Origin of the sequence: Klebsiella sp. WOUb02, assembly GCF_050058015.1 — a bacterium.
In the GTDB taxonomy this organism is placed as follows: domain Bacteria; phylum Pseudomonadota; class Gammaproteobacteria; order Enterobacterales; family Enterobacteriaceae; genus Klebsiella.
Map to the genome: position 1 here is coordinate 2,059,118 of NZ_CP170110.1, position 13,623 is coordinate 2,072,740.

General features: G+C 59.8%; 13 protein-coding genes, 1 pseudogene and 1 riboswitch. Of the genes and pseudogenes, 7 read left to right on the forward strand and 7 right to left on the reverse strand.

Features of this window, described 5'->3' with window-relative positions:
• Positions 1 to 21 precede the first annotated feature (21 nt).
• From ABOC21_RS16860 to ABOC21_RS16870, 3 genes are read left to right on the forward strand one after another with little or no spacing between them, the layout of a single operon-like run.
• Complete coding sequence (locus tag ABOC21_RS16860) at positions 22 to 783, forward strand: endonuclease/exonuclease/phosphatase family protein (protein WP_426815372.1); 762 nt, start codon at positions 22 to 24, stop codon at positions 781 to 783.
• Entirely contained in the window at positions 780 to 2,024 is a 1,245-nt protein-coding gene (gene clsB, locus ABOC21_RS16865; RefSeq protein WP_426815373.1) for a cardiolipin synthase ClsB, read from the forward strand. The genes ABOC21_RS16860 and clsB overlap by 4 nt, the downstream gene beginning before the upstream one ends.
• Positions 2,024 to 2,989: a lysylphosphatidylglycerol synthase domain-containing protein gene (locus tag ABOC21_RS16870; protein WP_426815374.1), complete on the forward strand. Its 966-nt coding sequence runs from the start codon at positions 2,024 to 2,026 to the stop codon at positions 2,987 to 2,989. Before clsB ends, ABOC21_RS16870 begins: the two co-directional genes overlap by 1 nt.
• 69 nt (positions 2,990 to 3,058) lie before the next feature.
• Here ABOC21_RS16870 and ABOC21_RS16875 read toward each other — a convergent pair whose 3' ends face one another.
• The 6 genes from ABOC21_RS16875 to moaA all read right to left on the reverse strand — a co-directional run bounded on the left by ABOC21_RS16875 (position 3,059) and on the right by moaA (position 6,519).
• Positions 3,059 to 3,763, reverse strand: a complete 705-nt coding sequence (locus tag ABOC21_RS16875) for a Bax inhibitor-1/YccA family protein (protein WP_426815375.1) — start codon at positions 3,761 to 3,763, stop codon at positions 3,059 to 3,061.
• 44 nt (positions 3,764 to 3,807) lie between these two features.
• The gene (gene moaE / locus ABOC21_RS16880) at positions 3,808 to 4,260 is read right to left on the reverse strand and encodes a molybdopterin synthase catalytic subunit MoaE (protein ID WP_426815376.1); all 453 of its coding nucleotides are present in this window, start codon (positions 4,258 to 4,260) and stop codon (positions 3,808 to 3,810) included.
• A 1-nt stretch (position 4,261) separates the two neighbouring features.
• Positions 4,262 to 4,510 (reverse strand): molybdopterin synthase sulfur carrier subunit, encoded by a 249-nt coding sequence (gene moaD / locus ABOC21_RS16885; protein ID WP_426815377.1) that lies wholly within the window; start codon positions 4,508 to 4,510, stop codon positions 4,262 to 4,264.
• Positions 4,503 to 4,991, reverse strand: coding sequence for a cyclic pyranopterin monophosphate synthase MoaC (gene moaC, locus ABOC21_RS16890; protein ID WP_426815378.1), 489 nt, complete (start codon positions 4,989 to 4,991; stop codon positions 4,503 to 4,505). The genes moaD and moaC overlap by 8 nt, the downstream gene beginning before the upstream one ends.
• A 3-nt stretch (positions 4,992 to 4,994) precedes the next feature.
• A complete protein-coding gene (moaB, locus tag ABOC21_RS16895) occupies positions 4,995 to 5,507 on the reverse strand; it encodes a molybdenum cofactor biosynthesis protein B (protein WP_426815379.1) in 513 nt (170 codons plus the stop codon).
• 22 nt (positions 5,508 to 5,529) lie between these two features.
• The gene (gene moaA, locus ABOC21_RS16900; protein ID WP_426815380.1) at positions 5,530 to 6,519 is read right to left on the reverse strand and encodes a GTP 3',8-cyclase MoaA; all 990 of its coding nucleotides are present in this window, start codon (positions 6,517 to 6,519) and stop codon (positions 5,530 to 5,532) included.
• A riboswitch (molybdenum cofactor riboswitch) is annotated at positions 6,507 to 6,645 on the reverse strand. It overlaps the preceding gene by 13 nt.
• 209 nt (positions 6,646 to 6,854) lie before the next feature.
• Between moaA and yvcK the strand changes: the two genes are divergently transcribed.
• The 4 genes and pseudogenes from yvcK to pmrB all read left to right on the forward strand — a co-directional run bounded on the left by yvcK (position 6,855) and on the right by pmrB (position 11,292).
• Positions 6,855 to 7,760, forward strand: a complete 906-nt coding sequence (gene yvcK, locus ABOC21_RS16905; protein WP_426815381.1) for a uridine diphosphate-N-acetylglucosamine-binding protein YvcK — start codon at positions 6,855 to 6,857, stop codon at positions 7,758 to 7,760.
• Positions 7,761 to 7,873: 113 nt separating this feature from the next.
• The gene (gene eptA / locus ABOC21_RS16910; protein ID WP_426815382.1) at positions 7,874 to 9,520 is read left to right on the forward strand and encodes a phosphoethanolamine transferase EptA; all 1,647 of its coding nucleotides are present in this window, start codon (positions 7,874 to 7,876) and stop codon (positions 9,518 to 9,520) included.
• Positions 9,517 to 10,191, forward strand: a complete 675-nt coding sequence (gene pmrA / locus ABOC21_RS16915) for a two-component system response regulator PmrA (RefSeq protein ID WP_426815383.1) — start codon at positions 9,517 to 9,519, stop codon at positions 10,189 to 10,191. The genes eptA and pmrA overlap by 4 nt, the downstream gene beginning before the upstream one ends.
• 2 nt (positions 10,192 to 10,193) lie before the next feature.
• Positions 10,194 to 11,292 (forward strand): annotated as a pseudogene (gene pmrB, locus ABOC21_RS16920) (two-component system sensor histidine kinase PmrB).
• A gap of 274 nt (positions 11,293 to 11,566) precedes the next feature.
• On the opposite strand, the gene uvrB reads toward pmrB, so the two are convergent.
• Positions 11,567 to 13,582, reverse strand: coding sequence for an excinuclease ABC subunit UvrB (gene uvrB, locus ABOC21_RS16925; RefSeq protein ID WP_426815384.1), 2,016 nt, complete (start codon positions 13,580 to 13,582; stop codon positions 11,567 to 11,569).
• Positions 13,583 to 13,623: the final 41 nt, after the last annotated feature.

The following is a 13,623-nucleotide window of genomic DNA, read 5'->3' on the forward strand; positions in this document are numbered from 1 at the left end:
AGAGATGTTAACCGGAGAAACATGGCCGAGAAAAATCCTTTATTCTCAGTAAACGTGCTGACAATTAACACCCATAAAGGCTTTACGACGTTTAACCGACGCTTCATTCTGCCCGAACTCCGTGACGCGGTACGCAGCATCGGCGCCGACATTGTTTGCCTCCAGGAGGTGATGGGCGCGCATGAGATTCACCCGTTGCATATCGAAGACTGGCCGGACACCACTCATTATGAGTATCTGGCCGATGCAATGTGGAGCGATTACGCCTATGGACGCAACGCGGTCTACCCGCAGGGGCACCACGGCAACGCCGTGCTCTCCCGCTTCCCCATTGCATATTATGAGAATCTCGATATTTCCGTCGGCGAGAGCGAAAAGCGCGGCCTGCTCTACTGTCGGATCGTGGCGCCGGAAAGCGGCATCAATCTGCATCTGATCTGCGCCCATTTAGGCCTCAGCGCGGGACAGCGGCGAGCCCAGCTGGCGATTTTGGCGGAGCGGGTTAACCGCCTGCCGGAGGGAGAGCCGGTGGTGGTGGCGGGTGATTTTAACGACTGGCGCCAGCAGGCCAACCGTCCGCTCAAGGCGCTGGCCGGGCTGGAGGAGATCTTCACCCGCGCCCACGGTCGCCCGGCACGCACCTTCCCGGCGCGCTTTCCGCTGCTGCGCCTTGACCGCATCTATGTCAAAAACGTCCACGCCGGTCAGCCGCGGGCGCTGGATCTTCAGCAATGGCGTCATCTTTCCGATCACGCCCCGCTCAGCGTGGAGCTTCATCTGTGAAATGCAGCTGGCAAAATGGCAACCGGATCCAGCTTCTGGAGAACGGCGATAGCTACTATCCGGCGCTGTTTCGCGCCGTCGACCGCGCCCGGCGCAAGGTAACCCTTGAAACCTTCATCTGGTTCGAGGATGACGTGGGCTGGCAACTCCACGCGGTGCTGCTGAAAGCCGCGCGCCGCGGCGTCGAGGTGGAGGTGCTGCTCGACGGCTACGGCTCCCCTGACCTCAGCGATGGCTTCGTTAACGAACTCATCTCAGCGGGGGTGATATTTCGCTACTACGATCCGCGCCCGCGCCTGCTGGGGATGCGCACCAATCTGTTTCGCCGCATGCACCGTAAAATTGTCGTCGTCGATGAAACCACCGCGTTTGTCGGCGGGATTAACTACTCCGCGGAGCATATGACCAGCTACGGCCCGGAGGCCAAGCAGGACTATGCCGTGCAGGTGGAGGGGCCGGTGGTGCTGGATATTGCGCAATTTGTCCAGCAAAACCTGCCCGCCAGCGAAAGCGGAGGCCGTCGCTGGCGGCGGCGTCGCCATCAGCCGGAGGTTAACCAGCATCCCGGCGAAGCGCAGGCGCTGTTCGTCTGGCGGGATAATTTCGATCATCGGGACGATATTGAGCGTCATTACCTGAAAATGCTGGCCAACGCGCGCCGGGAGGTCATTATCGCCAACGCCTATTTCTTCCCCGGCTACCGGCTGCTGCACGGCATGCGCAGCGCCGCCCGGCGCGGCGTGCGGGTGAAGCTTATCGTGCAGGGCGAACCCGATATTCCCATCGTCAAGGTTGGCGCTCGCCTGCTCTACAACTATCTGGTGAAGGGCGGCGTGCAGATTTTTGAGTATCACCGCCGCCCGCTGCACGGCAAAGTCGCCCTCGCGGACGACCACTGGGCCACCGTCGGCTCCAGCAACCTCGACCCGCTCAGCCTGTCATTAAACCTCGAGGCCAACCTGATCGTTCACGACCGCGATTTCAACCAGACTCTGCGCGATAATCTTAATACGCTGATCCAGCAGGATTGCAGGCAGGTAGACCGCTCCATGCTGCCCAGGCGCAGCTGGTGGAATCTGGGCCGCAGCGTGCTGGCCTTCCACTTCCTGCGCCACTTCCCGGCGTGGGTAGGCTGGCTGCCCGCCCATACGCCGAAGATGGCGCAGGTCAAACCGCCGGCGCAGCCGGAGATAGAAACCCAGGACCGGACGTCGACGCAGAGCCCGGAGGTAAAATCCTGATGGCCAAATCTCACCCTCGCTGGCGGCTGGCCAAACGCATCCTCAGCGGACTCTTTTTTATCGCCGTGGCCGGGCTGCTGGTGGTCTATGCGCAAAAAATAGACTGGCCGGAAGTGTGGAAAGTGATTCGCGGCTACAACCGCACGGCGCTGCTCGGCGCGTTTGGCCTGGTTATCGTCAGCTATCTGATTTACGGCTGCTACGACCTGCTCGGGCGCGCCTACTGCGGGCACAGGCTGGCTAAGCGCCAGGTGATGCTGGTGTCGTTTATCTGCTACGCCTTCAACCTGACCCTCAGCACCTGGATCGGCGGGATTGGGATGCGCTATCGCCTTTACTCCCGCCTCGGCCTGCGCGGCGGAACCATTACCCGCATCTTTTCGCTGAGCATTACCACCAACTGGCTGGGTTACGTGGTGCTCGGCGGAGTGGTTTTCAGCGCCGGTCTGGTGCGGCTTCCCGCGCGCTGGTATATCAGCGAGGAGTCGCTGCGCATCGTCGGCATCGTAATGCTGCTCGTTTCGGCCCTCTACCTGTGGGCCTGCGCGTTCGCCAGGCGCCGCCATCTGACGATAAAGGGGCAGCGGCTGGTGCTTCCCTCGTGGCGGTTCGCGCTGCTGCAGGCCGCGCTTTCCGGCGCCAACTGGCTGGTGATGGGGGTTATTATCTGGCTGCTGCTGGGCCAGGAGGTCAGCTACTTCCTGGTGCTCGGCGCGCTGCTGGTGAGCAGCATCGTCGGAGTGGTCGTGCATATCCCCGCCGGTATTGGCGTGCTGGAGGCGGTGTTTATCGCGATGCTCTCAGCGGAACCGATCTCCCGGGGAGCGGTGATTGCAGCCCTGCTCGCGTATCGCCTGCTCTATTACTTCCTGCCGCTGGCTATCGCCACGATGGGCTATCTGATTCTGGAAAGTCAGGCCAAAAAGCTGCGCGAGAAAAATCAGCGCAGGCTGGCGGGCGGATAAGAAGAGCGAAGAAAAGAAGAGATAACAAGAAAACCCCGGCGGCGTAAGGCCTGCCGGGGTTTTTAGATCTTAACGGCGGTTGCCGAAAATACGCAGCAGCATCAGGAACAGGTTGATAAAGTCCAGATACAGCGTCAGCGCGCCGAGGATCGAGTATTTGCGCAGCGTCGAGGTATCGCGGGTGTCGATCTGCTCGCCGATATTTTTCAGCTTCTGGGTGTCATAGGCGGTGAGGCCCACGAACACAAGCACCCCGATATAGGTCACCGCCCACATCAGCGCCTCGCTCTTCAGCCAGAAGTTCACCAGCGATGCCAGAACGATACCAATCAGCGCCATAAACAGCATGTTGCCAAAGCCGCTGAGATCGCGTTTGGTGGTGTAGCCGTAGAGGCTCATCGCGCCAAACATCCCGCCGCTGACCACAAAGGTGCTGGCAATCGACGAGTAGGTGTAGACGATGAAGATGCTGGATAGCGTGAGCCCGGTCAGCGCCGAATAGAGCATAAATAGCGTCGTCGCCATGCCCGCGCTCAGACGCTGAACCATGCCGGAGAGCACGAATACCAGCGCCAGCTGGGCAATTATCAGCCCGAAGAAGGTAATTTTGCTGGAAAAAACAAACATCATCACCGCCGGCGTGTTGGCGGCGAACCAGGCGATAAACGCCGTTAGCAGCAGACCGACCGTCATCCAGCCGTACACCTGGGCCATATAGGTTTGCAGGCCGCTGCGCGCCTGAACGATGGAATCGGAACGGGGGAATCTGTCCATGACTATCTCCTGATTAACGAAATTAACCTCTTAAGCGTATCACACTACCAGCGCTCTGCCGCCTGGCGATCGCTGTCGCGCGCGTCAACCCAGCGTTCGCCTTCCGGCGTGGCTTCACGCTTCCAGAACGGCGCGCGGGTTTTCAGATAATCCATGATGAATTCGCCGGCGGCAAAGGCGCTGCTGCGGTGGGCGCTGGTGACCCCGACAAACACAATCTCTTCGCCCGGCCACATTTCACCGATGCGGTGGATCACCGTGACCCGCCCCAGCGGCCAGCGCTCCCGCGCCAGGTCGACAATCTCCGCCAGCGACTTTTCGGTCATGCCCGGGTAGTGTTCGAGGGTCAGCGCCTTCACGCTAGCGCCAAGGTTGTGGTTACGCACTTTGCCGGTGAAGGTGACGACGGCGCCGTCCTCATCGCGCTCGGCAAGCCACGGATATTCGTCGCCCACGCGAAAACGCGCCGGGCTAACGATAATGCGGGTTTGCGTCATCTTAGCCTCCGGTAACCGGCGGGAAAAACGCCACTTCGTCGCCGGCGGCGAGCGGATGGTCAAAGGAGGTCAGCGTCTGGTTCACCGCCGCCAGCAGCTTGCCCTCTTCCAGCGCCAGCGCCCAGCGGTCGCCGCGGGCGATGAGCAGACGGCGAACGGCCTCCACCGTTGAGGCTTCGCTCGCCTCGAGGGTTAACGCATCGGTGCCCACCAGCTCGCGCACCAGGGCAAAAAACAGAACCTTAATCATGAGCCTCGTCCGCCTTAAAGTCGCCGGATTTGCCGCCGCTCTTCGCCAGCAGGCGCAGCGGGCCAATCACCATATCTTTCTGCACGGCTTTGCACATATCGTAAATCGTCAGCGCCGCCACGGAGGCCGCGGTCAGCGCCTCCATCTCAACCCCGGTTTTCCCGGTCAGCCGGCACAGGGATTCGATCCGCACCCGGCTATGTTCAGGCTGCGCCTGCAGGTTAACCTCCACCTTGCTGAGCATCAGCGGATGGCACAGCGGGATCAGCTCCCAGGTGCGCTTCGCCGCCTGGATCCCGGCAATGCGCGCGGTGGCGAAAACGTCACCCTTATGGTGGCTGCAGTCGATAATCATCGCCAGCGTGGTCGCCTGCATCTCGACAAAAACTTCAGCCCGCGCCTCGCGAATCGTTTCGGCCTTCTCCGAGACATCGACCATGTGCGCTTCGCCGGCGGCGTTAATATGGGTCAATTGCGACATAAATTATTTCTTCAAATGGGAGATAAAGTTACACGGGCGAGTGCGGGCATCAAGCTGGGGCGCAATGATGTTTTCCCACGCGGTGCGGCACGCTTTGGTCGAGCCGGGCATCGCAAAAATGAGCGTGCCGTTGGCCACGCCGGCAACGGCGCGGGACTGCAGCGTCGAGGTGCCGATCTCCTCAAAGGAGAGCATGCGGAAAACCTCGCCAAAGCCCGCAACTTCCCGGTCAAACAGAGGCAGCAGCGCCTCCGGGGCCTGATCGCCCTCGGTAAAGCCGGTGCCGCCGGTAATGAGCACTACCTGAACGTCATCGCTGGCGATCCACGCCGATACCCTGGCGCGAATGGCGTAGCGGTTCTCTTTCACAATCGCCTTATCCACAACCGCGTGCCCCGCCTCCTGCACCGCGTCGCGCAGCCAGTGGCCGGAGGTATCATCCTCTTCGCCGCGGCGGCTGGAAACGGTGAGAATAGCAATACGGGTCGGGATAAACTCAGCGCTGGCCTGACTCATCTGTTCGCTCCTTTAGAATCAATTATCCGCCAATATACGACAGGTTTTGCGTAATACCGGTGTTGCCCTGATGCAGGAAATGGGTTTGTTTTTTATGGGTTAACGCTTCGGAGATGCGCGCTTCCAGCACCGCCTGCTGGCAGTCCTCGGCCAGCAGATCGCGCAAATCTACGCCGCCGTCGCCGAACAGGCATAAATGCAGCTTGCCCACGGAGGAGACGCGCAGACGGTTGCAGGTGGCGCAGAAATCTTTTTCATAGGGCATGATCAGGCCGATCTCGCCGGCATAGTCCGGATGGCAGAAGACCTGCGCCGGGCCGTCGCTGCGCTGTCTAATCTGGTGGATCCAGCCGCGTCTGAGCAGCTCGTCGCGCAGCACCAGGCCGGAAATATGATGCCGGCGGAACAGATCGCTGCCCTCTCCGGTCTCCATTAGCTCGATAAAGCGCAGCTGGATGCGGCGCGGTTGGATCCACGCGAGGAAGGTGTCGAGCTGATGGTGGTTTACATCGCGCATCAGCACGGTGTTGACCTTCACCTTCTCAAAGCCGGCGGCGAAGGCGGCATCGATGCCGTCCATCACCTGCTGAAATTTATCCTGCCCGGTGATGGCGTGAAACTGGCGGGCGTCGAGGCTGTCCACGCTGACGTTGATTGCCGTTAGCCCGGCGTCGCGCCAGCGTTCGACGTCCCGCGCCAGGCGATAGCCGTTGGTGGTGACCGCTATCTGCCGAATAGCGCGGTTTTCACGCACGGCGGCAATAATATCGACGAAGTCGCGACGCAGCGAGGGTTCACCGCCGGTGAGGCGCACCTTTTCGGTGCCGAGGGCGGAAAAAGCGCGCGTGACGCGACGAACTTCATCTACGCTAAGAAAGCCTTTGTTGGTCACCGGACCGGGCCTGTAGCCGTCCGGAAGACAGTAGGTGCAACGGAAGTTACACACGTCGGTAATCGACAGGCGCAAGTAATAAAACTTACGCGCAAATGCGTCGGTAAGCTGTGAGGCCATATACACCTTTCCAAATTCGGGAGACGCGGTCATTTCTTTCCGCGCCCTGGTGACTAGCTGGGCTGTCACGGCCAAAGCGCCATATCTTGCGACACAGGCACAGAGGCTAGAGTGTTAACGGGTTTATGCCGATAGTAGCGCGGAAACGATCGTTTCGCCATTTCCTATTTCGCTATATAATTATGTATATATCGGTATGATCGTGCATTTTCGCTACAGAATAGCCAAAATTCATGGTTTTGCATTGATGTCGGTCAGTTTGTCAGGATCGGGGCATCGTCTTTTAGGGGTAGATCGGTTACCGTGAGCCCGTTCATTTGAAATAAGGAATTTGTATGCGCAATCGGACTTTCGCCGATCTCGATCGGGTCGTGGCTCTTGGCGGAGGGCATGGTCTGGGCCGGGTCATGTCGTCCCTCTCATCGCTCGGATCGCGCCTGACCGGCATCGTCACCACCACCGATAACGGCGGATCCACGGGGCGCATTCGCCGCGCTGAAGGCGGCATTGCCTGGGGGGATATGCGCAACTGTATTAACCAGCTGATCGCCGAACCCAGCGTGGCATCCGCCATGTTTGAATACCGTTTTAGCGGTAACGGCGAACTTTCCGGACATAACCTCGGAAATTTGATGTTAAAGGCCCTTGATAACCTGAGCGTCAGGCCCTTAGAGGCGATTAACTTAATCAGAAACCTGCTAAAAGTTGACGCCTTCCTGATACCGATGTCTGAACAACCGGTGGACTTGATGGCGATTGACGACGAAGGCCACGAAGTTTATGGCGAGGTGAATATCGACCAACTCCCCCGCGTGCCGCGCGAGCTGATGCTGAGCCCGCCGGTTCCCGCCACCCGCGAAGCGGTTGCGGCGATCGCCGAAGCCGATCTGATCCTGATCGGCCCCGGCAGCTTTTACACCAGCCTGCTGCCTATTTTGCTCCTCGACGAGATGGCGCAGGCGCTGCGCCGCACGCCGGCGCCGATGGTTTTTATCGATAACCTCGGCAAAGAGCACAGCCCGGCCGCCAGCCTGACGCTGGCAGACCGCATCGCGATTATGGAGCACTACGTGGGCAAGCGGGTAATTGACGCCGTCGTCATCGGTCCGAAGGCCGATGCCAGCGGCCTTGAGGACCGGATGATCATCCAGACGCCGCTGGATGCCAGCGACGTCACCTATCGCCACGACCGCCGGCTGCTGCGCAACGCGCTGGAGAAGGCGATTCAGATACCCGGTTAATTCCGCATTGATGGATAGCGCGGGGAGCATTGGCTCCCCCACATTAAAATCTTAAGGTTGTCTTAAAATAGAAGTGACAGCATAGCGAGCATGTTTTCATCAGGACTTTTGCTATGTCGTTATTTCCCCTGCGTCGGCCGGTAGTGAGCCGCACGGTTTATCTGATTCTTTTTGCCGCCTACGTGGGGCTATTGCTGAATATCGCCTTCTACCGCCAGGTTTTCACCCTGCTGCCGGTCAATAGCCCACATAACTGGCTGGTGTTTCTCAGCATGCCGCTGGTCGCCATCAGCGTCATGAATATCCTCACCACCCTCGCCTCTTTCCTGAAGCTCGATCGCGTCGTTATCAGCCTGTTTATTCTACTCAGCGCCTCGGCGCAGTACTTTATCTGGACCTTCGGGGTCATTATCGACCGGGCGATGATAACCAATATTCTTGATACCACGCCGGCGGAGAGCTTCGCCCTGCTGTCGGGCAGCATGGTGCTGACGCTCGGACTTTCCGGCGTGCTGGCGGTGGCGCTGGCCTGGTGGATTAAGGTGCGTAAGCCGAAAACGTTCGCGCGCGGCGTCGCCGTGCGGCTGCTGAACGTTGCGCTCTCGGCGATCCTTATCATGCTGATTGCCGCCCTGTTTTATAAAGATTACGCCTCGGTGTTCCGCAACAATAAAGAGCTGGTGAAGTCGCTGAGTCCGTCAAACAGCATCGTGGCGATCAACTCGTGGTATGCGCACAACAAGATGGACAACCTGCCACTGGTCAAAATTGGCGAAGATGCGCGGCAGAAGTCGCAAATGCGCGACGGGCCGCGGAAAAACCTGACGATTCTGGTGCTGGGCGAAACCTCGCGGGCGCAAGATTTCTCCCTCGGCGGCTACCCCCGCGACACCAATCCGCGCCTGCAGCAGGATAACGTTATCTATTTCCCCAACACCACCTCCTGCGGCACCGCCACCGCCGTCTCCGTGCCGTGCATGTTCTCCAACATGCCGCGCGAGCGCTATGATGAAGAGCTGGCCCATCACCAGGAGGGCGTGCTGGATATTCTGCAGCGCGCCGGTATTCAGGTGTTGTGGAACGACAACGACGGCGGCTGTAAAGGCGCCTGCGATCGCGTCCCGCATCAGAACGTTACCGATCTCAAGCTGCCGGGTCAGTGCATTGATGGCGAATGCTACGATGAGGTGTTGTTCCATAATCTGGAAAGCTACATCGACAATTTGCAACAGGACGGCATTATCGTTCTGCACACTATCGGCAGCCACGGCCCGACGTACTACAATCGCTACCCGGCTGAATTCAAAAAGTTCACCCCGACCTGCGATACCAATGAAATCCAGGGGTGCACGCCGCAGCAGCTGACCAACACCTACGACAACACCATCTTGTACGTCGATTACGTGGTGGATAAGGCGATAAAGCTGCTGCAGTCAAAGCAGGATAAATTTACCACCAGCCTGGTCTATCTTTCCGACCACGGCGAGTCGCTGGGCGAAGACGGCGTGTATCTGCACGGGCTGCCGTGGTCTATCGCGCCGGATACGCAAAAGCACGTTCCGATGCTGATGTGGCTGTCGCAGGATTACCAGCAGCGCTACGGTATTTCCAGCGGGTGCCTGCAGCAAAAAGCAACAACGGCGACCTATTCGCAGGATAACTTGTTCTCCACCCTGCTCGGCCTGTTCGGGGTCAGAACCCGAGAATACCGGGCGACAGACGATATTTTAACGCCATGCATAAGCGAGGCCGACAGATGAAAATCTTAGTCATTGAAGACGATGCGCTCCTGTTACAGGGATTAATACTGGCCATGCAGAGCGAGGGATACGCCTGCGACGGCGTCGCCAGCGCTCACGAGGCCGCGCTGTCGCTGGCCAGCAACCACTACGGCCTGGTGGTCCTCGACCTCGGACTGCCGGATGAGGACGGCCTGCACTTCCTCGCGCGGATGCGGCGGGAGAAATTCAGTCAGCCGGTGCTGATCCTCACCGCGCGCGATACCGTCGAAGACCGCATTGACGGCCTCGATACCGGCGCCGACGACTATCTGGTGAAGCCCTTTGCGCTGGAAGAGCTTAACGCCCGCATCCGCGCGCTGCTCCGTCGCCACCATAACCAGGGCGATAGCGAAATGGCGGTCGGCAACCTACGCCTCAACATCACCCGCCGTCAGGTGTGGCTGGGCGAGGATTCGCTGGAGCTGACGCCGAAAGAGTACTCCCTGCTGTCGCGCCTGATGATGAAGGCGGGCAGCCCGGTACATCGGGAAATTCTCTACAACGATATCTACAGCTGGGATAACGAACCGGCGACCAATACCCTGGAGGTGCATATTCACAACCTGCGCGATAAGGTCGGCAAGGCGCGGATCCGCACCGTCAGGGGCTTCGGCTATATGCTGGTGAATAATACCGAATCGGAGTCATAGAGATGCCGCTGTTCGCCACCGAAAAATGGACCATGCGCTTTCGCCTGCTGCTGACCATCGGCACCATTCTGGTGGTCTGCCAGATTATCAGCGTGTTCTGGCTGTGGCATGAAAGAAAAGAGCAAATTCAGACTGCTGGTGGCCAGCGCCATTGAGGGCCACAACAACCAGAAGCACGTTGAGCACGAGGTGCGGGAAGCGGTCGCCAGCCTGCTGATCCCAAGCCTGCTGATTATCGGCCTCGCGCTGTATCTCAGCCTGCTGGCAGTGAAAAAGATCACCCGTCCGCTCTCCCGCCTGCAGGGCGAGCTGGAGAACCGCACCCCGGATAACCTCCAGCCCATCGAACTCAGCGAGTCGGTGCCGGAAGTGACCGCCGTCACCACCGCGCTGAACCAGCTGGTATCGCGCCTGAACCTGACGCTCGACCGCGAGCGCCTGTTTACCGCCGACGTGGCCCACGAACTGCGCACGCCGCTGGCCGGGCTGCGCCTGCACCTCGAACTGCTGGCCAAAGTGCACGGGGTCGGCGTCGCTCCGCTTATTCAGCGCCTCGATCAGATGACCAACAGCATCTCCCAGCTCCTGCAGCTGGCCCGCGTAGGGCAGTCGTTTTCCGCCGGGAGCTACCAGCAGGTGCAGCTGATGGAGGATGTCGTTGAGCCGCTTACGGAGGAGCTGGAGGCGATGCTGGCGCCGCGCCAGCAAAAGCTTGAAATCGTCAGCCCGGACGAGAAGGTGATGGTTTCCGGCGACGCCACGCTGCTGCGCGTGGTGCTGCGTAATCTGGTGGAGAACGCGCACCGCTATAGTCCGACGGATTCAACGATCCGGGTCTCAATTCAGGCAGGGTCAACGCCGATTCTGGCGGTGGAGGATGAAGGTCCGGGAATTGATGAAGCGAAAAGCGGCGAGCTGAGCAAAGCGTTTGTCCGCATGGACAGCCGCTACGGCGGCATTGGTCTGGGATTAAGCATCGTCACCCGCATCGCCCAGCTGCACGATACCCAGTTCTTTTTGCATAACCGCCAGCCGGGCCCCGGCGTTCGCGCCTGGGTGCTCTTCCCCAAGCCTTCGCGTCAGAAGGTCAGCACCCACTGATGGAAGAAGGCGACGACGATAATAAAGGCGCAGGTGATGGCCAGATATTGGTGAAAGTGTAATTTTTGCATGACGCTATCCTCATTAGAATGGAGATAGTGTCCCTGAACAAGATTAAGCGGATATTAAGATCCGCCCCGGCGGGCCATTTTATTTGCCATTTTGGCCCGGGCGGCGCGCGCATCCGCAGGCGCCGCCCGTAGGTCGCGAGCGTTCCGCGCGGCCGGGCCCCAGACTGGCGGCGACAGCAACCGCCGGCGCAACGGACGCTGGCCTACGACGCGGCGATAAACAGCTCCCGCAGCGCATGCAGCTGGTCGCGGATCTGCGCCGCCTCTTCGAACTCCAGGTTCTGCGCATGCTGCATCATCTGCCCTTCCAGCTCGTGAATACGCTGCTGCAGCGCTTTTGGCGTCAGCGCTGGCGTATCCGCCTCCACCGGTGAACGCGACTTGCCGCGCCCCTTGGCTTTGGTCTTCGCCAGGCTGCTGCCCAGCGCCAGGATATCGACCACCTTCTTGTTCAGGCCCTGCGGGATGATACCGTGCTCTTCGTTATAGCGCTGCTGCTTCTCGCGACGCCGCTCGGTTTCGCTAATGGCCTTCGCCATCGAGGCGGTGATTCTGTCGCCGTAGAGAATCGCCTTACCGTTGATGTTACGCGCCGCGCGGCCGATGGTCTGGATCAGCGAACGCTCGGAGCGCAGGAAGCCCTCTTTGTCCGCATCAAGGATCGCCACCAGCGAAACCTCCGGCATATCCAGCCCCTCACGCAGCAGGTTGATCCCGACCAGCACGTCGAATTCGCCGAGGCGCAGATCGCGGATAATCTCCATCCGCTCGACGGTATCGATATCCGAATGCAGGTAGCGCACGCGCTCGCCGTGCTCTTCGAGGTACTCGGTCAGGTCTTCGGCCATCCGCTTGGTCAGGGTCGTCACCAGCACGCGCTCGTTGATAGCGGAGCGCTGGCGAATCTCCGAAAGCAGATCGTCGACCTGAGTGCCTACCGGACGCACTTCGATAACCGGGTCAAGCAGGCCGGTCGGACGGACCACCTGATCGACCACCTCATCGCCGGATTTATCCAGCTCATAGGCGCCGGGCGTCGCCGAAACGTAGATAGTCTGCGGCGCCAGCGCCTCAAACTCCTCAAACTTCATCGGACGGTTATCCAGCGCCGACGGCAGGCGGAAGCCGTACTCCACCAGCGTCTCTTTACGCGCCCGGTCGCCGCGATACATCCCGCCGATTTGCGGAATGGTGACGTGGGATTCATCGATAACCAGCAGGCCATCCGCCGGCAGATAGTCGAACAGCGTCGGCGGCGGCTCGCCCGGCCCGCGCCCGGAAAGGTAGCGCGAGTAGTTTTCAATGCCCGAGCAGTAGCCCAGCTCGTTCATCATTTCAAGATCAAACTGGGTACGCTGGCTAAGGCGCTGCTCTTCCAGCAGCTTGTTGTTTTCCAGCAGCACCTTACGCCTGTCCGCCAGCTCGACTTTTATCTCTTCCATCGCCTGAACGATCCGCTCGCGCGGGGTAACGTAGTGCGTTTTCGGGTAGATGGTATAGCGCGGAATGGACGATTCCACCTGTCCGGTAAGCGGGTCAAAGAGCGACAGACGCTCAACCTCTTCGTCGAACAGCTCAATGCGCAGGGCAATATCGTCCGATTCCGCCGGGAAGACGTCGATGACCTCACCGCGAACGCGGAAGGTCCCGCGCTGGAATGCCTGATCGTTGCGGGTGTACTGCAGCTCCGCGAGGCGGCGCAGAATCGCCCGCTGGTCAATCAGCATGCCGGTAGTCAGGTGCAGCATCATTTTCAGGTACAGGTCGGGATCGCCGAGGCCATAAATGGCCGAGACCGAGGCCACCACGATGACGTCGCGGCGCTCCAGCAGCGCCTTGGTTGCCGACAGGCGCATCTGCTCAATATGTTCGTTGACCGAGGCGTCCTTCTCGATGAAGGTGTCCGAACTCGGCACGTAGGCTTCGGGCTGGTAGTAGTCGTAGTAGGAGACGAAGTACTCGACGGCGTTCTCCGGGAAAAACTCCTTCATTTCACCATACAGCTGCGCCGCCAGGGTCTTGTTAGGCGCGAGCACCATCGTCGGACGCTGCAGGTCGGCAACAACGTTAGCGATGGTGAAGGTTTTCCCCGACCCGGTGACTCCCAGCAGCGTTTGGTGCGCCAGGCCATCTTCCAGCCCCTCTTCGAGGCGGCGGATGGCTTCCGGCTGATCGCCAGAGGGACGGAAAGCGGAATGCAGCGTGAACGTTTTACTCATATGTCTGACCCTGAAGGAGGATGAAGCGCCCGGCGCGAAAC